At 59.3% G+C, this 26,478-nt stretch carries 20 protein-coding genes; 10 read left to right on the forward strand and 10 right to left on the reverse strand.

Going from position 1 to position 26,478, the window contains the following annotated elements; translation table 11 throughout:
* Positions 1-3: 3 nt before the first annotated feature.
* The 3 genes from rsfS to AC3WP4_RS06340 all read right to left on the reverse strand — a co-directional run bounded on the left by rsfS (position 4) and on the right by AC3WP4_RS06340 (position 2,533).
* Positions 4-498 carry a ribosome silencing factor gene (gene rsfS, locus AC3WP4_RS06330; protein WP_008152812.1) on the reverse strand — a complete coding sequence of 165 codons (495 nt, stop codon included), beginning with the start codon at positions 496-498 and terminating at the stop codon, positions 4-6.
* Between the two features lie 72 nt (positions 499-570).
* Complete coding sequence (nadD, locus tag AC3WP4_RS06335; protein ID WP_256581142.1) at positions 571-1,260, reverse strand: nicotinate-nucleotide adenylyltransferase; 690 nt, start codon at positions 1,258-1,260, stop codon at positions 571-573.
* A gap of 1 nt (position 1,261) precedes the next feature.
* Entirely contained in the window at positions 1,262-2,533 is a 1,272-nt protein-coding gene (locus AC3WP4_RS06340; RefSeq protein WP_074871197.1) for a glutamate-5-semialdehyde dehydrogenase, read from the reverse strand.
* 189 nt (positions 2,534-2,722) lie between these two features.
* On the opposite strand from AC3WP4_RS06340, the gene AC3WP4_RS06345 reads away from it, so the two are divergent.
* The 5 genes from AC3WP4_RS06345 (at position 2,723) to AC3WP4_RS06365 (ending at position 13,599) form a co-directional block, all read left to right on the forward strand.
* A complete protein-coding gene (locus AC3WP4_RS06345; RefSeq protein ID WP_074871199.1) occupies positions 2,723-3,421 on the forward strand; it encodes a DNA-3-methyladenine glycosylase in 699 nt (232 codons plus the stop codon).
* Positions 3,422-3,588: 167 nt separating this feature from the next.
* Positions 3,589-4,905, forward strand: coding sequence for a bifunctional DedA family/phosphatase PAP2 family protein (locus tag AC3WP4_RS06350; RefSeq protein ID WP_102615779.1), 1,317 nt, complete (start codon positions 3,589-3,591; stop codon positions 4,903-4,905).
* A 436-nt stretch (positions 4,906-5,341) separates the two neighbouring features.
* Entirely contained in the window at positions 5,342-8,650 is a 3,309-nt protein-coding gene (locus AC3WP4_RS06355) for a hypothetical protein (protein ID WP_102615780.1), read from the forward strand.
* 61 nt (positions 8,651-8,711) lie between these two features.
* Positions 8,712-11,090 carry a hypothetical protein gene (locus AC3WP4_RS06360; RefSeq protein WP_146011622.1) on the forward strand — a complete coding sequence of 793 codons (2,379 nt, stop codon included), beginning with the start codon at positions 8,712-8,714 and terminating at the stop codon, positions 11,088-11,090.
* A gap of 472 nt (positions 11,091-11,562) precedes the next feature.
* The gene (locus AC3WP4_RS06365) at positions 11,563-13,599 is read left to right on the forward strand and encodes a hypothetical protein (protein ID WP_146011623.1); all 2,037 of its coding nucleotides are present in this window, start codon (positions 11,563-11,565) and stop codon (positions 13,597-13,599) included.
* Positions 13,600-13,614: 15 nt separating this feature from the next.
* Here the strand turns inward: AC3WP4_RS06365 and AC3WP4_RS06370 are convergent, their stop codons facing one another.
* From AC3WP4_RS06370 to AC3WP4_RS06380, 3 genes are read right to left on the reverse strand one after another with little or no spacing between them, the layout of a single operon-like run.
* Complete coding sequence (locus AC3WP4_RS06370) at positions 13,615-14,205, reverse strand: LON peptidase substrate-binding domain-containing protein (RefSeq protein WP_076029619.1); 591 nt, start codon at positions 14,203-14,205, stop codon at positions 13,615-13,617.
* Between the two features lie 10 nt (positions 14,206-14,215).
* A complete protein-coding gene (locus AC3WP4_RS06375; protein WP_074871207.1) occupies positions 14,216-14,932 on the reverse strand; it encodes an LrgB family protein in 717 nt (238 codons plus the stop codon).
* Positions 14,929-15,291: a CidA/LrgA family protein gene (locus tag AC3WP4_RS06380; protein WP_076029618.1), complete on the reverse strand. Its 363-nt coding sequence runs from the start codon at positions 15,289-15,291 to the stop codon at positions 14,929-14,931. Before AC3WP4_RS06380 ends, AC3WP4_RS06375 begins: the two co-directional genes overlap by 4 nt.
* A 196-nt stretch (positions 15,292-15,487) precedes the next feature.
* Here AC3WP4_RS06380 and AC3WP4_RS06385 point away from each other — a divergent pair, with 196 nt between their 5' ends.
* The 3 genes from AC3WP4_RS06385 to AC3WP4_RS06395 all read left to right on the forward strand — a co-directional run bounded on the left by AC3WP4_RS06385 (position 15,488) and on the right by AC3WP4_RS06395 (position 18,443).
* Positions 15,488-15,943, forward strand: a complete 456-nt coding sequence (locus AC3WP4_RS06385; protein ID WP_074871210.1) for a MaoC family dehydratase — start codon at positions 15,488-15,490, stop codon at positions 15,941-15,943.
* Between the two features lie 112 nt (positions 15,944-16,055).
* Complete coding sequence (locus AC3WP4_RS06390) at positions 16,056-17,774, forward strand: C13 family peptidase (RefSeq protein ID WP_074871212.1); 1,719 nt, start codon at positions 16,056-16,058, stop codon at positions 17,772-17,774.
* A gap of 27 nt (positions 17,775-17,801) precedes the next feature.
* Positions 17,802-18,443, forward strand: coding sequence for an oxidoreductase (locus AC3WP4_RS06395; RefSeq protein WP_074871213.1), 642 nt, complete (start codon positions 17,802-17,804; stop codon positions 18,441-18,443).
* Positions 18,444-18,584: 141 nt separating this feature from the next.
* On the opposite strand, the gene AC3WP4_RS06400 is transcribed toward AC3WP4_RS06395, so the two are convergent.
* From AC3WP4_RS06400 to AC3WP4_RS06415, 4 genes are all read right to left on the reverse strand, one after another.
* On the reverse strand, positions 18,585-18,869 hold the full coding sequence (locus tag AC3WP4_RS06400; RefSeq protein ID WP_074871215.1) for a YceK/YidQ family lipoprotein: 285 nt from the start codon (positions 18,867-18,869) through the stop codon (positions 18,585-18,587).
* Positions 18,862-19,494: a flavin prenyltransferase UbiX gene (gene ubiX, locus AC3WP4_RS06405; protein ID WP_074871217.1), complete on the reverse strand. Its 633-nt coding sequence runs from the start codon at positions 19,492-19,494 to the stop codon at positions 18,862-18,864. Before ubiX ends, AC3WP4_RS06400 begins: the two co-directional genes overlap by 8 nt.
* Positions 19,491-20,840, reverse strand: coding sequence for a UDP-N-acetylmuramate:L-alanyl-gamma-D-glutamyl-meso-diaminopimelate ligase (gene mpl / locus AC3WP4_RS06410; protein ID WP_074871220.1), 1,350 nt, complete (start codon positions 20,838-20,840; stop codon positions 19,491-19,493). The genes ubiX and mpl overlap by 4 nt, the downstream gene beginning before the upstream one ends.
* Before the next feature lie 195 nt (positions 20,841-21,035).
* Positions 21,036-22,949 carry a sigma-54-dependent Fis family transcriptional regulator gene (locus tag AC3WP4_RS06415; protein ID WP_074871225.1) on the reverse strand — a complete coding sequence of 638 codons (1,914 nt, stop codon included), beginning with the start codon at positions 22,947-22,949 and terminating at the stop codon, positions 21,036-21,038.
* A gap of 431 nt (positions 22,950-23,380) precedes the next feature.
* On the opposite strand from AC3WP4_RS06415, the gene exaC reads away from it, so the two are divergent.
* Positions 23,381-24,901, forward strand: coding sequence for an acetaldehyde dehydrogenase ExaC (gene exaC / locus AC3WP4_RS06420; RefSeq protein WP_207250578.1), 1,521 nt, complete (start codon positions 23,381-23,383; stop codon positions 24,899-24,901).
* 116 nt (positions 24,902-25,017) lie between these two features.
* Positions 25,018-26,466 carry an ethanolamine permease gene (gene eat / locus AC3WP4_RS06425; RefSeq protein WP_074871226.1) on the forward strand — a complete coding sequence of 483 codons (1,449 nt, stop codon included), beginning with the start codon at positions 25,018-25,020 and terminating at the stop codon, positions 26,464-26,466.
* Positions 26,467-26,478 lie beyond the last annotated feature (12 nt).

The raw sequence follows: 26,478 nt of genomic DNA on the forward strand, positions 1-26,478 counted from the left end.
CCCTTATTGCTGGTCTTTGTTGAGCTTGACGAAGTGCTCATGGGTGTTTTCCGGGCTGTGGTGAGCCGCGTTCAGGGCACGGCTCTGCTCTGCACCGGACCACAGACGCTCCAGGTCGTAAAACTGACGAGCCGAAGCGGTCATCATGTGCACGATGACATCATCCATATCCAGCAGGACCCAGTCACTGTCGCCCTTGCCTTCTTCACCCAGCGGCTTGACGCCCTGGGCCTTGACCGCTTCGCGGACCTTGTCCAGCATCGCGCCGATCTGGCGGTTGGACGTACCGGTGGCGATGATCATGAAGTCAGTGATGCTCTGCTTTTCACGAACGTCGATCACCTGAATGTCCTGGCCCTTGACGTCTTCCAGGGCAGCTACGGCAACCTTGACCAGCTCTTCGCCGCGCAGCTCGGGGCCGGTTGGAACTTCTACTGGCAGTGGGGCGCTCTTGAACGTGCCTTTGCGCTTTACTTTAGTTACGTCTTTGTCAGTCATATAAAACTCGTTTTGCTCGTATGTTCGGGCGCTTCGGTACACGCGTTCACGTGTTTTGAAGCGCTCCCTTTTTCAGTTCGACGCACGGTAGAGACCGTGCGCATCGATGTAGGCCAGGACCGCGTCGGGCACCAGGAAACGTACCGACTTACCGCTGGCCAGCAGTTGACGGATCTGGGTGGCGGATACCGCGAGCGGTGTCTGCCAGACGAATGCAATCTGTCCGCTCGGCCCTTTGAGGGCCAGCGGGTCGCTCACCGAGCGTGCCGCCAACAGATTGCGCAAGGCATCCGGCGGTTCGCTGTCGGCATCCGGGCGTTGCAGCACCAGGATGTGGCAATGCTGGAGCAACTCTTCCCAGCGGTGCCAAGTGGGCAGGCCGCAAAATGCGTCCCAGCCCAAAAGTAGAAAAACCTGGTCTTCGGCGGCCAGTTCGGCGCGCATCAGCTCCAGGGTGTCGATAGTGTAGGACGGTTTGTCCCGCTGCAATTCGCGGGCGTCCACCACCAGCGGTGCCACACCGGCCACCGCGCACTCGACCATCGCCAGACGGTCTTTCGCCGATACCTGCGGCGTACCGCGATGAGGCGGTCTGGCACTGGGCGTCAGACGCAGCTCATCGAGCGCCAGCGATTCGGCGACTTCCAGCGCACCGCGCAAATGGCCGATGTGCACCGGATCGAAGGTCCCGCCCAACATGCCAATGCGTCGAGGCGCAGGCTCGCTGGCGGTTACCGGGGCTGACAGGTCGAGGTCGCCCAAGTCAGTCCGACGCCTGGCCGCGCAACTGGCCATCACCGACCACGATGTACTTCTCGCAGGTCAGACCTTCGAGGCCCACCGGGCCGCGGGCGTGCAGCTTATCAGTAGAAATGCCAATCTCGGCACCCAATCCGTATTCGAAGCCATCGGCAAAGCACGTCGGCGTATTGATCATCACCGAAGACGAATCGACTTCGGCCACGAAACGCCGGGTGTCGGCCAGGTTTTCGCTGACGATCGAATCGGTGTGATGGGAGCCGTACTTGTTAATGTGCTCGATGGCCTGGTCCAGCCCGTCGACCACGCGGATCGAAAGAATCGGCGCCAGGTATTCGGTGTTCCAGTCCTCTTCGCTGGCGACAACCGCCTCGATGATCGCCCGGGTGCGTTCGCAGCCACGCAGCTCGACCCCTTTTTCGCGGAACTGTGCAGCCATCGATGGCAGGAAATCCTTGGCGACCGATTGGTCCACCAGCAGGGTTTCCATGGCACCGCAGATACCGTAGCGGTAAGTCTTGGCGTTGAACGCGATGCGCTGGGCTTTCGGCAGGTCGGCGTGAGCACTGACGTAAACGTGACAGATGCCGTCCAGATGCTTGATAACCGGCACGCGGGCGTCACGGCTGACGCGCTCGATCAGGCCACGGCCGCCACGGGGCACGATAACGTCGACGTATTCAGGCATGGTGATCAGCGCGCCAACGGCGGCGCGGTCAGTGGTTTCGACCACTTGCACCACGGCGGCAGGCAAATCGGCTTCGGCCAGACCGCGCTGGATGCAGGCGGCAATGGCACGATTGGAATGAATCGCCTCGGAGCCGCCACGCAGGATAGTTGCGTTGCCGGACTTCAGGCACAGGCTGGCGGCATCGATGGTCACATTCGGCCGGGATTCGTAGATGATCCCGATCACGCCCAACGGCACGCGCATCTTGCCGACCTGAATGCCCGACGGCCGAAAACTCATGTCGCGGATCGCGCCGACCGGGTCCGGCAGAGCCGCTACCTGACGCAAACCGACGATCATGCCGTCGATGCGTTCCGGGGTCAGTGCCAGACGTTCAAGTAATGCAGGCTCAAGACCATTGGCGCGACCAGCGGCCAGATCCAGTTCATTGGCAGCCGTCAACTCGGCGCGTGCGGCGTCCAACGCATTGGCAGCAGCCTGCAAGGCGCGGTTTTTCTGCGCGGTGCTGGCACGGCCGATGACGCGAGAAGCTTCGCGGGCAGCGCGACCCAATCGGGTCATGTAATCAAGAACGGACTCAGTCATGGTCTGGAGTGGTCTTTGCTAAGGTCTTGGTAAAGAGTAAAGCGGCAGATTATAGCTGTCGCGTCCCGGGACTAACAGCGGTGACGGGCGGATGGTCGAAATGGAGGGCAATTTGCCGACGTTAAGCCGTGATTAAGCTGCAAATTGTTATCATCGCGACTCAATCAGCCCTGATAAACGCCGTTCATCATGACTAACCTGACTGTTCGCACCTCTGCGACGAGCCTGCCCAAGGGGCTCGCGGATGCATTTTTCGACAGAGACGCCCAAACGCTGGCCCGGGATTTACTCGGCAAGGTCATTCGACACCGGGTTGGCGACTTGTGGCTCAGCGCCCGGATTATCGAGACCGAGGCCTATTACTTCGAAGAAAAAGGCAGCCACGCCTCCCTCGGCTACACAGAAAAACGTAAGGCTTTGTTTCTGGATGGCGGCCACATCTATATGTACTACGCCCGTGGCGGCGATTCCCTGAACTTCAGCGCCCAGGGACCGGGCAATGCCGTGCTGATCAAATCCGCCTATCCGTGGGTCGATGATTTGAGCGGGCCGGCAAGCCTGGCGCAGATGCTGTTGAACAATCCCGACACCCAAGGTCGCCCCCGCCCCACGCAAAAGCTCTGCGCTGGACAGACGTTGCTTTGCAAGGCATTGGGCTTGAAGGTACCGGTCTGGGACGCCAAGCGCTTCGATCATGAGGTGCTGCTGGTGGAAGATGTCGGCCCGGCGCCCGTTCACATCATACAAACCACACGCCTGGGCATTCCTCACGGTCGCGATGAGCATCTGATGTACCGTTTCGTCGATGCGGCTTACGCGCCGTATTGCACGCGCAACCCCTTGCGACGGGGGCAGATAGAAGGTCGCGATTATTTTTTGCTGACCTGAATTATTGAAAATCCATTGTGGGAGTGAGCCTGCTCGCGATAGCAGACTGATTGTCGAAGTAGATGTCGTCTGACACTCCGCTATCGCGAGCAGGCTCGCTCCCACATGTGTTTTGAAGATTGCGTTCGTCCCTCGGGACCGATTGATTATTCAATGGAGTTGTTTTTATGGGCCCATGGCTCGATAGCGTGACCGGTTGGTTGACGGTCAACCCACAATGGCTGGCCGCGGCGGTGTTCATCGTGGCCTTTGTAGAATGCCTGGCGATTGCCGGGCTGATCGTGCCCGGTACGGTGCTGCTGTTCGCCGTGGCGGTACTGGCCGGCAGTGGCGCGCTGTCATTGAGCGAAACGTTATTGCTGGGGTTCGTCGCTGGCGTTCTCGGCGATACCGTCTCTTACTTCATCGGGCGACATTTCCATCAGAACATCCGACGCCTGCCAGGGTTGCGTCATCATCCGGAATGGATCGCCGGGGCCGAGGCATATTTCCAGCGTTACGGCATCGCCAGCCTGTTGGTCGGGCGCTTCATCGGACCGCTGCGGCCGATGCTGCCTATGGTCGCGGGGATGTTCGACATGCCCTTCCCGCGCTTCGCTGTCGTCAGCCTGCTGGCAGCCGCTGGCTGGACCGTTGCCTATCTGCTGCCCGGCTGGGCCACTGGCGCGGCGATTCGCCTGCCGCTGCCGGAAGGTTTCTGGCCACAGGTCGGGCTGGTGGTCGGCAGCATCGCGGCGCTGGTAGGCCTGAGCGTCAACAGCAGCGTGCGCGCTCATCGCCTGGTTACCGTATACATCGCCGGCCTCAGCCTGGTGATACTCGGTGGGTTGTTCATTGGCTTTGCGCATCTGAACGCCTTCGATCAGGGCTTGATGACGCTGATACAGGAGCACCGCAGCCCGCTGCTGGATGAAGTCGCGGTGATGCTCACCCAGCTCGGCGAGTTCAAAAACATGTTCGCGATCAGCGCGGCGCTGACGATCCTGCTGCTGGTTACCCGACAATGGCGACACATGCTCTTCGCCGGCAGCACGCTGCTGATCACCGCGCTGGCGAACACCGGAACCAAAAACCTGTTCGCCCGGATGCGCCCGGAAGTACTGGCCGATCCGCTGAGCAGCTACAGCATGCCCAGTGGTCATTCGTCCGGTTCGTTTGCGCTATTCCTGACCTTGGCGGTACTGGCCGGCCGAGGCCAGCCAACGCGCATGCGCCTGACCTGGCTGCTGCTCGGCTGCTTGCCGGCTGTGTCCATCGCCATGTCGCGGGTTTATCTTGGCGCGCACTGGCCAACCGATGTCCTGGCCGGAGCGGTACTGGCGGCTTGTGTTTGTGCGGCCAGCCTGGCCGTGACCCAGCGTCAGACAGTCCTGAATCCGATGCCGACCAAAGTCTGGTGGTTGGTCTTGCCGGTGTTGATGGCATTGTTCGGCTTCTTCGCGCTGTGGAATTTGCCTCACGCTCTGTTGCGTTACTCGTACTGATAGCGAAGGGCTCGCAGCTTCTCCTTTCGAAGAGAAGCTGTGAACTGCCTGGACTGACCGCTATTACCGATCAGAAGATCGCAGTAGTTGATAAAACAGCGCCCCCTATTTATTGCGTTACTTAATTCAACCTCAACTTGCAACATTGCTTCTTAAAAAAATCGTCTGCGAGGGCATATAAAATAACGAAAGCTATAAATATGTACCGCACCTGCTACATCCATCTCAACAATACTTTTCAACGCCAACATGAGGCCCAAGAACCGAATTACATCTATATGAAAGAAGAGATACTCGAACCATGTCCACGCCATCCATATCCACCGGGCAAAATCCAACACTGCCGATAAACATCCGTATTACCGAAACGCCCCCTTCTCTCTCGGCACGGATGCCCTCCTCCACACCCCAAGATGAACAACGTCGGAACAGACTCTTGCTCCAGGATCAATTGAACGGTCCGGTTCGCATTGGCGAATTAACCATCAGTCGCCAGGACTTGTATGACATGGGGGCCAGGCTCAATGGCCAGGTGATCAACGCAAATCATCCGATTCAGCTTGAGCCCGACCAGACATTCATAAACGCTCTGCAATTTGATCCGGCCAAGGTCGAGGGCAGGCTGCAATCCCCTCAACATAGCGACAGCTGCGCGGGGTTGTTGTTTGAACTCGGCGTTCTGCGCTCGGCCAGCGCCCAGTCTTTGCTTTCAGCATCATCCTCCGACTTGTCAGCGTCCATGCAAAGCCTTGGCAAACTGCTGGACTCCGCCCAGCAATTGTCATTGAGCACCCCTTCGCTGCCTGAAAACCTGCCGAGCTGGGCCGACAAGGTCAAAAGCCGCAGCATGACCAGCATGGGCGTCGGGCTGCAGGGCTACGGCATCTACAGCGGCATCATGGGCACCGCAGAAGCACTGAAGAAAAGCGACCTGGTTGAAGCCGGCATCAACGTAGGCGGGATCACTGCCGAGGTGGGTTCTTTGTTCCTCGAGCGAGGTCTGGAAAACATCGGCAGAAACATGATGCTCAGTGGCGGCAAGGTGTTTACAGGGTTCAGCAAAACCAGTGCCGGCAAGTACCTGGCACGCGGCGCCGGCCTGCTTGCCAGTGTCCTGACTCTTCCCTTCGATATCTACACCGCCATCAAAGCGTTCAACGACGCCGCCAGCGCCACCGGCAAACAAGCTCAGGATCACTACTTCAATGCAGCGCTTAGCCTGACCAGCGCCGGGCTGAGTATTGTTCTGGGTATAGCGGCACTTGCCGGTTTCAGTGCCGCCGGCCCGATCGGGATTGCGGCGGGTGCCGTGCTCATCCTGGGTGCAAGAATTTACGGTGCCGCTCGCCAGGTCGATGACATCGACGATTACATTACATTGAGCACCCACGAACGCTTGCGCTCGGGTTGGTTTGCGTTCACCGGGCAAACCATGGATCGAGACATCCTCGACCGCTACCTCGTCGCCAAAACCGACAGCAGCTACAGCGAGCTACTGAAAAAGACGGCCCGAAGCTGGCTGGACAACGAATTGAAAGACACTGTCGAAGCGGTAGTGTTAGGCAGCTATCAAGTCGAATTGCAGACCGTCAAGCACTGGAAATACCAGTGGGACGATGCCGGCGGCGAAAGTCCATACATCGAGGAAAAGGAAGCCGTCATCAAGGAAACCGACGACACGTTCGATGCCAGCCAAGGCATCAGCCACATTCCGGGCGCAATCATCGGTAGCGCGGGCGAGCACAAGGCCATCCTCTGGCAACTGGGAGGCGGGCACGACACCGTTGTGGGGGTCAGGGACAAACCCAACCAGTTCAGCTACGGCACGGGAAAAAAGACCCTCACCGGTGGCGACAAGGATGATATTTTCAGCTTTCGGATCGCCGCCGACACTCTCCAGCCTGGCGATCTGTCAGGCAGTCGGCTGCGAGGTGGCGCCGGCAATGACACGCTGCAACTGGAAGGCAAGGTCTCGCGCGACAAGCCGCATCAGGGCGTGCACATTGACCTGCAAACAGGGCAACTGAACCTGCGCGCCAGCCCCGACACCCCGCCCCTGCGCTTTGAGTCTGTTGAGACTGTCGAAACGCTGGCGGACGCCGCGAATAGCATCACCGGCAGTTCGCAGGCGGACCGAATCGTCCTGCGCGGAAACGCGGACATTGCCGACACCGGCGCAGGTGCCGACACGATTGTGATCAAAGGGCCAAACAGCCAGGCCAACGGCGGTCCCGGCGAAGATCACTACATCATCGCCGACAAAACCGACGCCACCACACTGATCGAAGATGGCCAGGACCCCAGCCTCATCGACCTCGACTGGACGCTCGAACGCATTCAAGGCTGGCGGGTCGAAGGGACTTCGCTGGTGCTGTCCGCTCTTCACGGGATAGATGGAAAACTGCCGCGGATCACCGTCACGGTCAAAGGGATTTATCGCCAGGAAGCCGACAAACGCCTGCTGCGCAACGACAAACTGATAGTGCGCACCAAGGATCTCTACTCACTCAAACCTGACTTGCCGCAACAGCTCGATGGCCGCGACAACGTCGGCGTCAACGCAATCATCCTGGCGCGGGGCAAACCTGCAACCCCGCCGCAACTGTTGAACGGAGGAGACCATGTCGCCTCCAGCGCATCGCACTCAAGCTACTTCGTCTATCGACATTTGGCCTCGACCGTACTGGCTGTCCGGCACGTGAGCGAAACGACGCTCAGCACGCTATTCCTGGATTACGACAGTCATGAAATAGAAGCCGTAGAGGCGCAGTACACGGTCAGGTCAACACGCAACATCAACTCCGAGTACCTGCGCTACCAGGACGTCAACTTGACCTTGCGCTTCATGGATCAAAAGCGCCTGACGCTCAAAGACATGGCCCGCGATCGCGCGGGGGTCGGTAGCAATGTCATAGGCAACGTGATCGCGTCAGGGCTGATGCCCACACACAACTTTGTGCTCATCATGCGCGACGGAATTTCCTACCGGGTAGAACTGCCGCACCATTCCTATCTTGAAGACCAACGCCAACCGGGTCACAAGACTTTACTGACACCCCGCTCGCTGGTTGAGCGTACCGGCCACTACCTGATGCAGCAACCTGCGGCCCATCCGCCCACCGTGCTGAAACCGCAGGACCTGCGGGTGGACATCCAAGCCGCGCCCCAGACCGGCATTCTCGTGCTGGAGGGGCAGGCCGCGACCTACGACATCCATCCGGCGGCCGACACCATCCTCAGGCTGTCGACTTCGGTCGCGATAGCCGCTGCTATCGGTACTTCAACCTGGAATATTCATACACAGCACCTGAGTGAGACGATCGGCCGCGAGCACATCCGCCTGAGCGGCGCACAGCTATGGGTCGGCCACATCCTTATTCTGCTGCCCAACGACGAGACCGGTGACGCGCTGATGGAAACGGTGCGTGTTTTCACCTCATCCGGCCACCGATACGACATCGAACAGGAATTTGCCGTGGTGCTTCTGGCAGAAATCAATGCCCAGGCCTATTCCAGCATCGACGCGATCCAGGCAGGGATCAGTCTGCATCGCCAAGGCAACGAACCGATGACCGACCTGGTGCTCATCCGCCATCTGCAATTGCGTGACGATGACAGCAAAGCCATTTACTACGACAGCGTCGCCGAGGACTGGACGCTCGAAGGTGACTGGTCGCGCAAGCTGCACCTGGAGGACATGCACATCGCGCGCGCCCCCGTGAACGAAACCCCAATGGATCAATGATCGAATTGCGCCACACCTGATTTCATTCAAACACCGCTTCAACACTGGAAAGGATTCCAACATGGCACCCAAACCACCGATATCTTCGATACCCAAAATCAACCTGCCTGAGCTGCCGACGACGACCCCGCCGCGATTGCAAGCGGATGCGTCGCTGCCGGGCACCCGCGTGAATACAGGGCTGGAGTCGATGCAACCTGCTGCGGGATGGCCTGATGGCACGTCCCATGCGCCTGGGCTGACACCCGGTCTGTTGCCCGACGCCCAGCAGCCGATACAAACACAGGCAGTCGCTACGTCCACGGTGCCGACACGTGCTCTCGGCAATGATCCATTGAATGGGTTTCGAGTGTCGGTCTACTCGGCAAACATGTTGCCCGCCCCAAACGACGCCGGCTTGCGAATCCATGCCCAACGCATGTACGTCGACATCCCGGGCAACGGTACAGTCCAAGTCAGCTATGACGCAGGCACGAACACATACCGGGCACAACGTCGCTTCGAAGTGACTCCCAGCGGACCGGTATTGCACCTGAACAACGATGGAAAAAGCTGGAGCCTCAATCCCCCTGCCCCGCCGCCAGTAAACATGTCAACGACTGCTATCGCCCCACGCATCTACCTTGATAGCACACACTATGTCTGGAACCCGGACGCAACAAACCTTCAGGGATACGTCGTTCTGCATCGAAAAAGAGGCCTGGACGCACACGTAGGACCCGAAACCCATATGGCCTTTCAGGATGACAACGGTTCGTTCGTCAAAGTCGAACCGGGCTCGACCCCGATCGACCAGCCGGCGGCCAAGCTAGCGGCGTGGACCGATCGTGACCTGTGGGATATGTACGATCTTTCCGGCAGTGATATCACCCGTTTCCGCGACGAAGTCACGGTCACCGGGATGAAGCCGCAATGGGCCTCCATTCGACAGGAGCGGCTTCAGAAATCGTATCTTCTCGATGAACTTCGCCGCTGGTTGGCGCCACATATGAGCCGGGATGAATTTAACCGGCGAATGGAGCCTCTGAACTATTCGGTCGAGCAATGGGCGGCGCAACTCGACAAGGTCAGTCTCGATTCGGTCGCCAGGCGCCAACGTGAAGTACACAAACGCAAGCTGGACAACCCGCAAGCGCAAACCGGAGCCGAGGCACAACGCCCACGCCTGGCGGACGAACAATCCTCCAGAGCGGATAGTCCCGCAGTGCCCGACTACATTACGAAGTCCGTTGAGTACGGAGCACTGAGAGACCAACTGATCGAACAACTTCGATCCCTGACAAGCACGGGACCAGCCGCGAAATCGCGGGAGGAGATCACCCGCCAGATTCAACCCTACAACCTGTCGACACGACAGCTCTCGCGACTGGTCAGTGACGTGCAGGCCCAAGGACGCATTCCCCAGTGGGCTGAGGACCTCAGACATTCTTCCATGGACGAAACCAACCCTCATCGGTTCGATGAAGTCTACGAAGAACTGTTGCCCGAGATACTGCACCTCAGAAACCAGTCAACCGGCAACATCTCCTTCTCCGACAACTTCACCCGTCCATATCTCAATGCCCTGCTCACAAAGGCCGGTTACCAGCGCAACAAATACAACTGCTTATACAGAACTGATATTCCGGCCATGTTCAGGGGGGACGACCGCAACCCCTTCGAGTTTTTCGAGGATCACATGCGCCCACGCCAGAAACACGGTGTCGGATCAACCACACAAAAAGCCGTGAGCGCAACGTTCAGTCTATCGGAGGCATATGTACATGCTCGCAGCGCTCCAGAGGTGGAAGCGTTGCTGTATGACACTCAGCATCACAAATACCCAGGGGAATTAATCGACTACAGCGGAACCCGCAGATACGAAGAAAGAGGCAAAAGTTCATCAAGCAGTGACGAGAGTTCATCCAGCAGTGACGAGGACGACAGCTCATCCAGCAGCGACGAGGACAGCTCAGGTAACCCGCTCTTGCGTTTCCATGACAAACACTACATCGCAAAAAGGCAAAATCAGCGCATCGGGTTTACCTATTTGCTCGACACCCGCAATATTGAAGTTGTGCCTGGCGAAGAAAACCTGGCTTTCAATGCCTATGCGCGAACCGAAAAAAAGCCCGGTGAAAAGATCTGGTTTCCCGACGATTCATATGAAGGCCACATTTCAATGTCTGCGCGCGGCTTGAGTGCTGACAGGATCTGGCTGATCAACTCGAGCGGGACGCGTGCAGCGAAGATCAATGACATCTGCGCCCTGTACCTGAGTCAGCCCGAGTCCGCCAGGCACAGCCCCCGTGCGGGCAGACCCATTGAAGAAAGAACCTGGAGCGGTGACGACAACGAGTGGGAATATGACAACTTGATCGATCAGGCCGCAAACTTGGGCAAACCTGTCATCAAACTGCCTGACGGAGAAATATACTCAAACGACATTGTGTTTCCATAAGGCCAGCTCTGCTCATCGTTGAATAATACCGGCCCTGGACTTCCGGGAGCCGGTCATCTTTCAGGCCACTATTGGAAAGGATTCCAACATGCCAAAACCACCAGTATCTTCAATACCGAAAATAAACATACCTGAACCACCCGCATTGAATCTGCCGCCGCTGCATGGGCCAGGACACTCTGCAATCGGTCACCCAAATCTGCAGGCAGGCATGTCATCGGACACTACGCCGCCAGCCCCCTTGTTACCCATCACGGGCCCCTCCCTGACTCAACCTTCCCTGCTGCCATTGCCCGCCTTGAATGTCCAGGACACTGCCACTGCCGGAGCACCAACCGCCGCTTCCGGCTCCTACCCACTGCATCGGTTCCGTCTGCCCGCATCGTCCTCAAACCTCTTGCCCGCACCCGGCGCTGACGGGTTTAGAGTCCAGGCGCAACGCCGGTACGTCGACATTCAGTCCGGTGGAACGGTGCTTGTCGAGTTCGACTCCGCTGTCGGAATGTATCGGGCAAAACGGCGTAACGAACTGACGGCCTCTGGACCGGCGTTGCGGCTCAACCCAGACAGCAGGACCTGGCGCCTGGCTGCCGAGTCGCTGCCCGGCGAGTCCTCAATAAAACCAACGCATGTGCCACAACCGGCGCCTGCACAACAACTACCCGCACAAAGCTACGTCGACATTGCCCACTACACCTGGGAGCCACAGGCAACCAATCTTCATGGGTATGTGGTGATGCATAGAAAACAGGACGCGGACCCGCTCGTCGGTCCGGCGACCCAATATGCTTTTGTCGATATGAACGGACACTTTGTCAGAGTCGATCCGCCAGACACCCCGATCAATCAGCCTGCGCAGCAAATTCCCGCCTGGACGGACTACGACATCTGGGACTTTTACGGATTGCAGGGAGCACAGATCAGCCGATTTCGCGCCGAGGTCGCCAGTACCGGCAACAAGCCGCAATGGGCGCAACCGCGTACAAACCGACGCCGCAAACCCCATCTGATCAACGAATTGCGACGCTGGATGGCACCTGACAAGCAGCAAGACGAATTTGCCGAGTTAATGGAGCCACACTCGTACGGGCAATTGAAGGCGATGTTCGACAATGTGCAGCTCAACCAGCGCCATCCTCAACCAACTCCCCAAAAGCGGCCCCTGATCGACGAGCAACCAGGGCCTTCTAAAAAACGCCCCTTGATCGAGGATCTATCGGGGCCCGGTTTGCCGGCGACACCACCGCGCCTGCCGGATACGCAGCCGACCACAGAGACGGGAAACACCCCTGATTACGTCGAGATGGCGCGTGTAACCGCAGAAGAAAGAGGCAAGCTTCTTGAACAGCTTCAAGTCCGGATGAACTTGCGAGGCCCGCACAAAACCCTGGATGAGGTGGCGGCGACGATGAAGCCTTACAACCTGTCGAACCGGCAACTCACACAGATGCTCGCCGAGATACAGGCCAACGGCACCGCCCCGCAGTGGGCCGAGAACCATAAACAAACGTCCATCGACGAGACAAACATCAACCGGTTCAACGACGCCTACGAGGAGTTGCTGCCTGAAATCTTCAGCCTGCGAAACCGCGGGCGGGGCTTTACGGATTTCAATGCCAATTACACCCGCACCTATCTCGATGGCTTACTGGCGTACGCCGGGTACAAGCGCAATAAATACAACTGTTTGTACCGTACCGATATACCCGCGATGTTCAGGGGCGATGACCGCACGCCTTTCGAATTTTCCCGGGACGGCCATATGCTCCCGCGCCAGGATCTCGGTGAAGGTTCAACGACACAAAAGGCTGTCAGCGCGACCTTCAGTCTGAACAACGCGAAACAGTACATCCGCCAATTCGGCAAGCAATCCGGGATAAAAGAACTTCTGTACGACACTCAGTACCACAAGTACCCCGGCGACTTGAGCCGAACCGAGTCGAGCGATACAGAATCCGTTGACAGTGCGGCAGACTCCGATACCGACAGCGGCTCGGACAGCGAACCGGGACGGATCACGGAGAAGGACTATTACCCGAAAAGACTCAACCAGAACATTGCCTTTTGTTACCTGCTCGACACCCGCAACATCGAGATCGTCCCGGCCCGTGAAAACTATCATTTCAACAGGGATGCGCTCGACGAATCGAAAAGAACCGGCGGTAAAACCTGGTTTCCCGATGATGATCTGGAAGGGCATATTTCAATATCCAGCCGTGGCTTCAGCGCAGACCGGATCTGGCTGGTCAACTCGACCTTTACCCGCGCAGCACGGGTCAGTGACATCTACTTGCAATCCTATGTTCACGCCGACCACTCAACCAGAGGCGAGGCTGACAGTATCGAAGAGCGGACATGGGCCGGCGCAAACAACCTGAGTGACTACGACATGTTGATCGATCAGGTGGCGGCGGCCAACAAACCGGTGCTTAACTTTCCCGCCGGTAAAGAAGTGTTCTCCAACGACATGGTCTTTACGCCTGACTTGATAACGCCGACAACCGCCTGATCCGGTCGGCAAGCTCTAGGCAAACAATTCACCTTGCAACTCATCCAGCAGCGCCTGAATCGCATCCAGTCGCTGCTGCGGATCATCGAGTTGCAGCAGGTCGATCTTGTCCACTTCGGCAAATGGCAACAGGTACGCCAACTGATTGGCCAGCGACTGCTGCCCGGTTGCTTCGGTGCCCATGTTCAACGCTTCGACCATCGGGTGTTCGGCCAAGGCTTTGAGCAGCGCAACCAGGTCGGCGTCCTCGTCTTGCAGCGGTTGTTCAGGTTCGTCCTCCAGCCACTCGACCTCGGCGACGGTCAGCTGATCGCGCTGAATTTCGGTACTCAACACGTGGAAGCGCCGTCCGCCCTGCACCCGAATGCCCAGCAAGCCATTGTCCTGCTGTTTGAAATCAGTGATCAGCGCCTCGCACCCGACCAGCGCGTAGCCCGCCGGCGCGATGCCGACCTCTTCGCCGTCGAGGATGCACACCACGCCAAAGCCGCCGCCCTGCTTCATGCAGCGACTGATCATGTCCAGGTAGCGCGCCTCGAAGATTTGCAAATCGAGGATGCAACCTGGGAACAACACTGTATTCAGCGGAAAAAGCGGCAAGCTCATAGACATTTCCTTACACCACCATCGACACCGCCAACGGCAGCAAAACTGCCGTGGCCACGCCCATCAGACTCATCGCCAGCGCCGCAAAGGCGCCGCATTCTTCATTTTCCTGCATCGCCACCGCCGTGCCGACCGCGTGGGCGGTCATGCCCAGCGCCATGCCGCGTGCCTCGGGGCTGTGCACGCCCAGCCGGGTCAAAAGACTCGGCCCGAAGATCGCCCCGATCACCCCGGTAATCAACACGAACACCGCCGCCAGCGCCGCAACGCCACCGATCTGCTCTGCCACCAGCATGGCAATCGGCGAAGTCACCGACTTCGGCGCCATGGTCATCAGGATCATGTGTTCGGCACCAAACGACCAGCCCAGCAATACGCCCATGCCGGTGGCGACAACACCACCTATCACCAGCGTAGTAAATATCGGCCAGAACAACTGCCGAATGCGTCGCAGATTGAGGTACAGCGGGACCGCCAGCGCCACGGTCGCCGGCCCGAGCAGGATGCTGAGGATTTCGGTGCTCTTGCGGTACTCGGCATAGCTCAGGCCGCAACCCACCACTACGCCGATCACCAGCAGCATCGAGACCAGCACCGGTTGCAGAAAGATCCAGCGGGTTTTCTCGTACGCCGCAAGCACAAGCTGATAAGCGCCCAGCGTAATGCCGATGCCGAACAACGGATGATGAATCACCGACGCCCAGGCGCCGTGCCAGTCGAAGATCATTGGCTGTCCTCACGATGAGCGTGACGCTTGACCATGCGTTGCATCAGCACGCCAGCGAAAGCCATGGACAACAACAGAGACAACACCAGCGCACCGACGATGGCCCAGAAATCTGCGGCAATGTCCTTGGCGTAAACCATCACACCCACGGCCGGTGGCACCAACAACAACGGCAGGTAACGCAGCAGACTGCTGGCTGCGAGGTTCAGCGGCTCGCCGACCTGGCCACGGCTGATCAGGAACACCAACAGCAACAGCAGGCCGACAATCGGCCCCGGCAGTATGGGTAGAAACAAGTGGTTGATGGCTGTGCCCAGCAATTGGAACAGCACCAGCCAGGTCAGGCCACGTAACAACATCCGTCATCTCCCGCCAATCTCATCCCGCACGAACGCGCCGAGCATTATAAGCACGTCAACGCTATAGACCGGCATTCGCCAAAATCATGGTCAGTTGACCGGAGCCATTTGCCATGTTGATCTAAAGTGGTAACTCGGGAGGTCAAATCCCCCCACCTCAAAAACTATAAAACCGATGAACCCAAGGAGAGTCTCAATGCCCTATGTTCCAGTTGCAGAGCTCAAAGATTATGTCGGCAAGGAACTTGGACGTTCCGAATGGCTCACCATCGATCAGGAGCGCATCAACCTGTTCGCCGAAGCCACAGGGGACTTTCAGTTCATCCACGTCGACCCGGTCAAAGCCGCGCAAACGCCATTTGGCAGCACCATTGCCCACGGTTTCCTGTCGCTGTCGCTGATCCCCAAACTGATGGAAGACATCCTGATACTGCCTGAAGGGGCGAAGATGGTAGTCAACTACGGTCTCGATACCGTGCGTTTCATTCAGCCAGTGAAGGTCAATTCCAGGGTACGACTCAAGGTCGACATGAACGAAGTCATCGAGAAAAAACCCGGCCAATGGCTGCTCAAGGCCACCGCCACGCTTGAGATCGAAGGCTCGGACAAACCGGCCTACATCGCCGAGCCACTGTCCCTCTGTTTCGTGTAAACCATCCCGGATGCGAAGCAGCTCAGGCTGTTTCGCGCCCTCTTCTGTTTCCTGGCTATATAAGGTCAAACAGCTGCGGCATACTCGGTCGCCTAATTGCCCGGATCCCGCTATGCGCCCACTTGCACTCCTCGCCCTGACCTTATTGCTCACCGCTTGCGGCGACGGCGAATCGCTGTTGCCCCCCGACGCCCGGTTGCCGGACGGCGGACGCTATCGCGGTGAACTGGTCAACGGATTGCTGCAAGGCCAGGGCCGTATCGATTACCCGAACGGCAGCTGGTACGCCGGCGATTTCGACAAAGGCCTTTGGCATGGCCAGGGCGAATGGCACGGCAGTAACGGCGAAGTCTATCGCGGTGGATTCAATCTGGGGCTGTTCGACGGCAAGGGCACACTGACCACCAGCGGCAGCAGCTTCACCGGCAGTTTCAAAGCCGGTCGACGGGACGGCGAAGGCACCCTCAAAGAAAACGGCATGACCTACCGCGGCGAATTCAAGGCCGATCAATATTCAGGGCTCGGTCGTCTCGAACTCGAAGACGGCAGCTCGTACCAGGGCCAGTTCGCCCACGGCAAACCCAACGGCGAAGGCCAACGGGGCGACGCCAGCGGCAATCAGTTCACCGGGCATTTCGTCGACGGTCAGCTCGAAGGCAACGGGACGTTCAACAGCGCCGATGGCGATATATATGTCGGTGGCTTCAAGAACAATCAACTGCACGGCAAGGGTCGCTACGAGAACGCCGACGGTGATGTCTGGCTCGGTCAATTCAAGGAAGGATCGCTAAACGGCAAGGGCGAGTTGATCGGCGCCGACGGCAGCCATTACATCGGCCAGTTCGTTGACTGGCGCTTCTCCGGCCAAGGTCGATTGAACCTGTCCGACGGCAGCTTCTACATCGGTCAATTCGACAATGACAGTTACTCGGGGCGCGGCACCCTGGTGCTGACTGACGGCACAGTGCAAAACGGTACGTGGGTCAACGGCCAGCGGGTTCGCGATGCCGATGGCAAGCTGCTGCCGGACAGCCTGGAACTCGGGTTGCTGGCTCAGGGCCGCTTGCTCGACGATGCACTGTCCAGCGTGCCGGCTTCGACGCCGACAGTCGAGTTGTACACCCTGACACTCGGCGGTGACGGCAAGCAAAGCGTGTTCCTGCGCGAATCCGATTACGTCAGCAACATGCTCAAAAGTCGCTTTAGTGCCTTTGGCCAGATCCGCCTGGTGAACCATCGCGACCACCTCGTCGACCGGCCGATGGCCACGCGTGAAAACCTGCGTCGCGCTGCCGCCGCCCTGGCCGAACGTAGCGGCCCGGAAGACCTGATCTTCATCTACCTGACCAGCCACGGCACCAGCGAACACGAATTTGTGCTCGACCAGCCGCGCATGGAACTGTCCGATCTGCCGGCCGACGAACTCGCCGCAGTTCTCTCGCCGCTGAAAAACCGCGACAAGATCATCGTGATTTCGTCCTGCTACTCGGGCGGCTTCATTCCGGCGCTCAAGGATGAACGCACCCTGATCATGACCGCCTCGCGCGCTGACCGCGTGTCCTTCGGCTGCTCGGAAGAAGCCAACTTCACCTACTTCGGCGACGCGCTGTTCGCCAAGGCACTGAACCAGACCGACGACCTGGAGCACGCCTTCAAACTGGCCAGGGCCACCATCGCAGAGCGCGAACTGGCGGACAGCTTCGAAGCCTCTGAACCGCAGATCTGGGCGCCGAAAACCGTTCTTTCCCACTGGCAGCTGTTGCGCAAGCAACAGGCACGAAAAGCGCTTCAAAGTGTCTCCATCAGCAGCAAGGATGCAAAGAGCAACTAAGCTGAAATGTATCAAGGGGGAAACACTATGTACTTGACGCCTCAGCACGTATTGCTTGCCGGAGCTACCGGGTTGACCGGTGAGCATTTACTTGATCGCCTGCTCAACGAGCCCACGATCACACGCGTATTGGCGCCCTCACGCCGGCCATTGGCCGAGCATCCCCACCTGGAAAACCCGGTTGGCGACCCGGCGGAGTTTCTGCCGCAATTGAGTGGTCGCGTCGACATCGCCTACTGCTGCCTGGGCACCACCCTCAAGAAGGCCGGCTCGGAAGAAGCGTTTCGCGCAGTGGACCTGGACATGGTGGTGGCATTCGCCAAACGTGCACGGGAGATGGGCGCACGGCACCTGATCGTGGTCAGTGCCCTGGGCGCCGATCGCAGGTCCCCGATTTTCTACAACAAGGTCAAAGGCGAGATGGAATATGCATTGCGCGCACAGGACTGGCCGCAACTGACCATTTGCCGACCTTCGCTGCTGCTGGGCGAGCGTATGGAACCGCGCATGGCAGAGCAATTCGTCGGGCCTTTGTCGCGCTTGATCCCTGGCAAATACCGCGGCATCGAAGCCTGCCAACTGGCCCGCGCCATGTGGCGACTGGCGCTGGAAGAGCAGGAAGGGGTGCGGATTGTCGAGTCGGATGAGTTGCGCAAACTCGGCAAGTAAAGCCCTACTAAGATCGTTCCCACGCTCTGCGTGGGAATGCCTCAATGGACGCTCTGCGTCCGCTTTGGGACGCAGAGCGTCCCGGGCTGCATTCCCACGCAGAGCGTGGGAACGATCAGTCAGCGATCAGTCAGCGATCAGTCAGAGACCACCCGTAGCCTGAAAACTTACGCCAATCACCGTGAGCACCGACAGCGGCAACAGCAGCGTGTCGAGCAACGCACTGGCCGGCAGGTCAATGCCGGGGTAGCTCGGGGCTTCGGCGCCGAAGCGGTCCATGGCACAGCAACCGCCATTCAAGGCATACAAATCCAGACGCGTCCCCGAATACACCACGGGCGCCCCTGGCTTGGCGGCATCGAGCGTTCGCGCCGTGGCGCAGCCAGCCAATTGCAGCGCCAGCACAATCGCCAGCAGCTTATTCATCGCTGGTCAGATGGTGTTCGCCCCAACGCGGCAGCATGTCCTGGGGAATGTTCAACAGATTGAGAATTCGCGCCACGACAAAATCGATCAAATCGTCGATGGTCTGCGGCTGATGATAAAAACCGGGCGACGCCGGCAAAATCGTCACGCCCATGTTCGACAACTTGAGCATGTTCTCCAGATGAATGCTCGAATACGGCGCCTCACGCGGCACCAGAATCAGCTGGCGACGTTCCTTCAAGGTGACGTCGGCGGCACGCTCGATCAGGTTGTTGCAGGCTCCCGTCGCGATGGCCGACAAGGTGCCGGTGGAACACGGCACCACCACCATCGCTGCCGGCGCGCCGGAGCCCGAGGCCACGGGCGACATCCAGTCTTCCTTGCCATACACCCGAATCTGCCCGGCGGCAGCGCCGGTGTATTCGGTAAGGAAGGCCTGCATCATCTGGGTTTTCGGCGGCAAACTCACGTCAGTCTCGGTGGCCATCACCAGTTGCGCCGCCCTGGAGATCATGAAGTGCACTTCGCGGTCTTCACGAATCAGGCAGTCCAGCAGGCGCAAGCCATATTGGGCGCCGGAAGCCCCAGTCATCGCCAGCGTGATGCGTTCCGGGCCGTTGTTCATTGCAGCGCCTCGGCCAGTTTGCCGTGCAGGCCGCCGAAGCCGCCGTTGCTCATGATCACCACGTGAGTGCCGGGCTGGGCCTGGCTCTTCACGCGCTCGATGATGCCTTCCAGCGAATCGCTGACGATCGACGGCACCGTGCACAACGCCGCAGTAGCCCCCAGATCCCAACCGAGGTTGGCCGGCGCATACCAGATCACTTGATCGGCATCGACCACGCTTTCCGGCAAGCCGTCGCGGTGAGCGCCGAGCTTCATGGAGTTGGAGCGCGGCTCGATGATCGCGATCAGCGGTGCATCGCCGATGCGCTTGCGCAGCCCGTCGAGGGTCGTCGCAATCGCCGTCGGATGGTGGGCGAAGTCGTCGTAGATGGTGATGCCGCGAACCTCCGCGACTTTCTCCATCCGGCGCTTGACGCTTTTGAATGCGCTCAGCGCAGCGATGCCCATGGATGGCACAACACCGACGTGGCGCGCCGCAGCCAACGTGGCCAGGGCGTTGGCGACGTTGTGCTGGCCAGTCATGTCCCACTCGACCACACCTTGGGCAACACCTTCGAACATCACTTCAAACTTCGAACCGTCTTCGCTGAGCAGTTTGACCTGCCACTGACCACCGGCGCCGGTGGTTTGCACCGGGGTCCAGCAGCCCATTTCGATAACGCGCAGCAATGCCGGCTCGGTGGTCGGATGAATCACCAGGCCTTCGCTCGGGATGGTTCGCACCAAATGATGGAATTGCCGCTCGATAGCCGGCAGATCGGGGAAGATGTCGGCATGATCGTATTCAAGATTGTTCAGGATCGCCGTGCGCGGGCGGTAGTGAACGAACTTGGAACGCTTGTCGAAGAACGCGCTGTCGTACTCATCGGCTTCGATCACGAAGAATGGCGTATCACCCAGACGAGCGGACACCGAGAAGTTTTGCGGCACACCGCCGATCAGGAAACCCGGGCTCATGCCCGCATGTTCCAATACCCAGGCGAGCATGCTGCTGGTGGTGGTTTTGCCGTGGGTACCGGCGACGGCCAGCACCCAGCGACCTTGCAGTACGTGATCCGCCAGCCATTGCGGGCCGGAGACGTACGGCAGGCCTTTGTTCAGCACGTATTCGACAGCCGGGTTGCCGCGGGACATGGCATTGCCGATCACCACCAGATCCGGCGCCGGATCGAGCTGCGCCGGGTCGTAGCCTTGGGTCAACTCAATACCCTGAGCTTCAAGCTGAGTGCTCATCGGCGGGTAGACGTTGGCATCGGAGCCCGTCACGTGATGGCCCAGCTCTTTGGCCAGAACCGCCATCGAACCCATGAAAGTGCCGCAGATACCAAGAATGTGAATGTGCATTAGTCGACCTCGCAAAACATGGCCGCAGGTTAGCGTAGGGTGGGAAAATTCGCACTCTGTCTTTAATGATCGTCCCCACGCTGATCGTTCCCACGCTCTGCGTGGGAATGCAGCAAGGGATGCTCTGCGTCCCAAAAGCGGACGCGGAACGTCCGGGGAGGCATTCCCACGCGGAGCGTGGGAACGATCAACGGCCTAGCGGGCTATCCCGTGTTTACGCAGTTTTCTATAAAGGGTGTTACGACTGACACCCAACTGTTCCGCTGTGTGAGTCATATGCCAACGCGTCTGTTCCAGCACATTCAGCAAGGCCAACCGCTCGGCATCATCCAGCGGATGGTCCGACGACTCTTCAACCGCAACAACCGGCACCGGTCGGGCCTGACGGATCATCGCCGGCAAATCCTCCAGCCCGATCCGCCCGCCATCACACAACGCCGCCAAGGTCCGCAGCACATTGCGCAACTGCCGCACATTCCCCGGCCACGCGAAGGCCAGCAAAGCCTGGCGCGCCGGACCGTCGATCAAGACGGTTTCCCCGCCCGCTTCTTCGGCCAGCAAAAAGTCGAGCAACTGAGATTTATCACTGCGATCACGCAACGCCGGCAGTGCAACTTCCAGCCCGTTGAGCCGGTAATACAAATCCTCGCGAAAGCTGCCGTCCTGCACCCGCTCCAGCAGATTGCGGTGAGTGGCGCTGATGATCCGTACGTTGACCGACTCCGGCTCACCACCGATCGGCACCACCTGACGATCCTCCAGCACCCTTAATAGCCGGGTCTGCAAAGCCAGGGGCATGTCGCCGATTTCATCGAGAAACAGAGTCCCGCCATCAGCCTGCTGCAACTTGCCGCGCATGCCTTCCTTGCGCGCACCGGTAAAACTGCCGCCGCGATAACCAAACAGTTCGCTCTCGATCAGGCTTTCAGGGATGGCGGCGCAGTTGAGGGCGACGAAGGCTTTTTCTGCTCGCTGGCTGGCCTGATGGACGGCTTTGGCAAAAGCTTCTTTGCCGGACCCGGTTTCGCCGTTGATCAGTAGCGGTACGTCCCGCTCGAACACACGCAAGGATTTGCGGAAATCTTCCTGCAAGCCCGTGTCACCCAGACAAATGCCCGACAAGCGCGAAGGTTCGGCGATCACCGCACGTTGCACCACCGGCACCGGAATGCTGCGTGGCTGCCCGCGCAACACCGCAAACAAGCACCGCCCGTCGCGGGTGCGCAACGGCCAACTGGCGCTGGCATTGACGCTGGCGCGGCCGAGCAATTCATCCAGCGAGCAATCGAAAAACGCCTCCACCGGTTTGCCCAGCAACCCACCGCGAATATGCCCCAGCAGGTTCAACGCACTCTGGTTGACCGCACTGATCCGCCCTTCCCCGTCAAACGCCAGCAACCCTTCGCTGAACAGCCCGACAGATTCGGCCTGAAGATGAAAACGCAGCAGCCACTGATTGTCGAAGTAGCGCAGGAAATAGCAGCTCTCGATCATCTTCGCCGAAAGATTGACCAGGGCCATGGTGTGGAATTGGCTCTGACGCGAGACCTCGTGCCGCGCCGAGGACACGTCGAGCACTGCCAGCAGTTCGCCATGCGGGTCGAACACCGGGCTCGCCGAGCAGGTCAGGCCGGTGTGACGGCCGCGAAAGTGCTCGTCCTGGTGGATGGTCAGGGACTGACGCTCCACCAGACAGGTGCCAATGCCGTTGGTGCCTTCGCAGGCTTCGCTCCAGTCGGCACCGAGCCAGAGGCCGGCGCGCTCGAAAATCTTCCGCTCGGCAGGCGCGGTGACGCAATTGAGGATCACGCCACGGGCGTCGGTCAGCAGAACGGCGTGGCCAGCGCCGGAGAGCTGCTGATGAAGGCTGGTCATTTCACTGCCGGCGATGTGCAGTACTTGTTGCAAGCGCTCGCGGCTTTCGAGTACGCGGCCATGTTCCAGCACCGTCGGCGCCATGGTCAGGGCCGGGTCGAGGTGGTAGTCCTCAAGACAGCGCAGCCAGGAGCGGGCAATCGACGGGTCGCTGCCGGGACCGTGCAGGTGGGTTTTGCCCTGAGTGACGGTCAAGACCTGCTGGGCATGGCGACTCAAATGGTTGTCGTGCATTTCTTATTGTTCTCCCCGCTGAGTCTGCTCCGCATCCGTGTAGCAGCTGCCGAAGGCTGCGTCCGGCTGCGAAGCAGTCGTAAACCGGTGTCCCGTATGCATCGCCAAAAATGAGGCGAGTGCTTCGCACTCGGACGCAGCCTTCGGCAGCTGCTACACGAAGCAAAATGGCGTGAGGCCGAGCATCCTCCAGCCTAGCGCGCATTGCAATGCTGGCGAGACCGCCCCGTCACACCTTGCGCCAGAAGCGGTACAAAGTGTCACAGGGACCGTACCGAAACCGTCACAGACGCCGTCCGCCGGTCCGACAAAAACCGCGCAAGGCCTTGATTTACCTGACCTGCAACGCAGTGGCCCGACCTTTGCTCTACGCTTATAGCAGGCGCACATGCGCTCTCCCTTATAAGCACAAAAGCCAAGGAGAAATCACCATGCGTTACGCTCACCCCGGTACTGAAGGCGCTATCGTTTCGTTCAAGAGCAAATACGGTAACTACATCGGCGGCGAGTTCGTCGCGCCTGTCAAAGGTCAGTACTTCACCAATACCTCGCCAGTAAATGGCCAACCGATTGCCGAATTCCCGCGCTCCACGGCCGAAGACATCGAAAAGGCCCTGGACGCTGCCCACGCAGCCGCCGATACCTGGGGCGCCACGTCCGCCCAGGCGCGCTCGCTGGTGCTGCTGAAAATCGCCGACCGCATCGAACAGAACCTGGAAGTCCTGGCAATCACCGAATCCTGGGACAACGGCAAAGCCGTGCGTGAAACCCTCAACGCCGACATCCCGCTGGCGGCGGACCATTTCCGCTACTTCGCCGGTTGCATCCGCGCCCAGGAAGGCAGCGCCGCCGAAATCGACGGCAACACCGTGGCCTATCACATCCATGAACCGCTGGGCGTGGTCGGGCAGATCATCCCGTGGAACTTCCCGATCCTGATGGCCGCCTGGAAACTCGCCCCGGCCCTGGCCGCCGGCAACTGCGTGGTGCTCAAGCCTGCCGAGCAAACGCCACTGGGCATTACCGTGCTGATGGAGCTGATCGGCGACCTGCTGCCACCGGGCGTGTTGAACGTGGTGCAAGGCTTCGGCAAAGAAGCCGGCGAAGCGCTCGCCACCAGCAAACGCATCGCCAAGATCGCCTTCACCGGCTCGACCCCGGTCGGCTCGCACATCATGAAATGCGCCGCCGAAAACATCATTCCGTCCACCGTGGAGCTGGGTGGCAAGTCGCCGAACATCTTCTTCGCCGACATCATGCAAGCCGAAGAAACCTTCATCGAAAAAGCCGCCGAAGGCCTGGTGCTGGCGTTCTTCAACCAGGGCGAAGTCTGCACCTGCCCTTCCCGCGCCTTGGTGCAAGAGTCGATCTATGACGACTTCATGAAAGTCGTGATGAAGAAAGTCCTGTCGATCAAACGTGGCGACCCGCTGGACACCGACACCATGGTCGGCGCCCAGGCGTCCGAGCAGCAATTCGACAAAATCCTGTCGTACCTGGAAATCGCCAAGGGCGAAGGCGCCGAGCTGCTGACCGGCGGCAAGGTGGAAAAACTCGAGGGCAACCTGGCGACCGGGTATTACATCCAGCCGACCCTGCTCAAGGGCACCAACAAAATGCGCGTGTTCCAGGAAGAAATCTTTGGCCCGGTGGTGAGCATCACCACCTTCAAGGACGAAGCCGAAGCCCTGGCCATCGCCAACGACACCGAGTTCGGCCTCGGCGCCGGTCTCTGGACCCGCGACATCAACCGCGCCTACCGCATGGGCCGCGCCATCAAGGCCGGTCGTGTGTGGACCAATTGCTATCACCTGTACCCGGCACACGCCGCGTTCGGCGGATACAAGAAATCCGGCGTCGGTCGTGAAACCCACAAGATGATGCTCGACCACTATCAGCAGACCAAAAACCTGCTGGTGAGCTACGACATCAATCCGTTGGGCTTCTTCTAAAGCGTCTGTCGCAGGCAAGCCACTCTCCTTGCGGGAGTGAGCTTGCTTGCACCTTAGACCTTCGCGCCCACCCGGCAACCATGCCGGTCAAAAACAATAAGAACAGGTGAACCCCTATGCCTAGCGATCAAGCCAGCGTGCAGCCGGCTACCTCCTCGGTCGACTTTGAAAAAGTCGGCTCCGACTATTTCCAGCAACGGGAACTGAAAAAAGGTGCAGCAGGCTGGGTCCTGCTGGTGGGTCTGGGGGTGGCCTACGTCATCTCCGGCGATTATGCGGGTTGGAACTTCGGACTCGCCCAAGGTGGCTGGGGCGGTATGTTTCTCGCCACGTTGCTGATGGCAACCATGTACCTGTGCATGTGTTTCTCCCTGGCGGAACTGTCTTCCATGATTCCTACCGCGGGTGGCGGCTACGGTTTTGCCCGTAGCGCATTCGGGCCGTGGGGCGGGTTTCTGACGGGGACTGCGATCCTGATCGAATACGCAATCGCCCCGGCGGCGATCGCGGTGTTTATCGGCGCCTATTGCGAATCACTGTTCGGCATCGGCGGCTGGATGATTTACCTGGCGTTCTACATCATCTTTATCGCCATTCACATTTTCGGGGTCGGCGAAGCCCTGAAACTGATGTTCGGTATCACCGCCGTCGCCGCGCTGGCACTGGGCGTGTTCCTGGTGTCGATGGTGCCGCACTTCAATGTCGCCAATCTGCTCGACATCCCGGTGACTGACGCCAAGGGCGCCAGCAGCTTCCTGCCCTTCGGCTACGTCGGCGTGTGGGCGGCAATTCCTTACGCGATCTGGTTCTTTCTCGCTGTCGAAGGCGTGCCGTTGGCAGCAGAAGAGACCAAAAACCCGAAACGCGACCTGCCTCGCGGATTGATCGGCGCCATGCTGGTGCTGGTGAGCTTTGCCCTGCTGATTCTGGTAATCGGACCAGGCGGTGCTGGCGCCAACGCGCTGCTGACCTCCGGTAATCCGTTGGTCGAAGCATTGAGCAAGGCCTATGGCGGCTCGACCTGGATGGGCCATTTCGTCAATCTGGTGGGCCTGGCGGGTCTGATCGCCAGTTTCTTCTCGATCATCTATGCCTATTCGCGGCAGATCTTTGCCCTGTCCCGCGCCGGCTACTTGCCACGCAAACTGTCCGAGACCAACAAAAGCAAGGCCCCGGTACTGGCGCTGATTATTCCTGGCATCATCGGTTTCGGGTTGTCGCTGACCGGACAGGGCGACCTGCTGATTCTGGTGGCGGTGTTCGGTGCGACCATTTCCTACGTCCTGATGATGGCGGCGCATATCACGCTGCGCATTCGGCGCCCCAAAATGGATCGCCCATACCGCACGCCCGGCGGTATCTTCACCTCGGGTGTAGCGTTGGTGCTGGCTTGCATCGCCGTGGTGGCGGGTTTTCTGGTAGACCCACGCGTGGTGATTGGCGCGGCGATCATCTATGGAGTGTTAATTGCTTACTTTGCTTTCTACAGTCGGCATCACTTGGTAGCAGGTACGCCCGAAGAAGAATTCGCGGCCATTCAGAACGCTGAAAAAGCCCTGCACTAACGGCCAGAAATC

Source organism: Pseudomonas sp. FW305-20 (genome assembly GCF_058788075.1).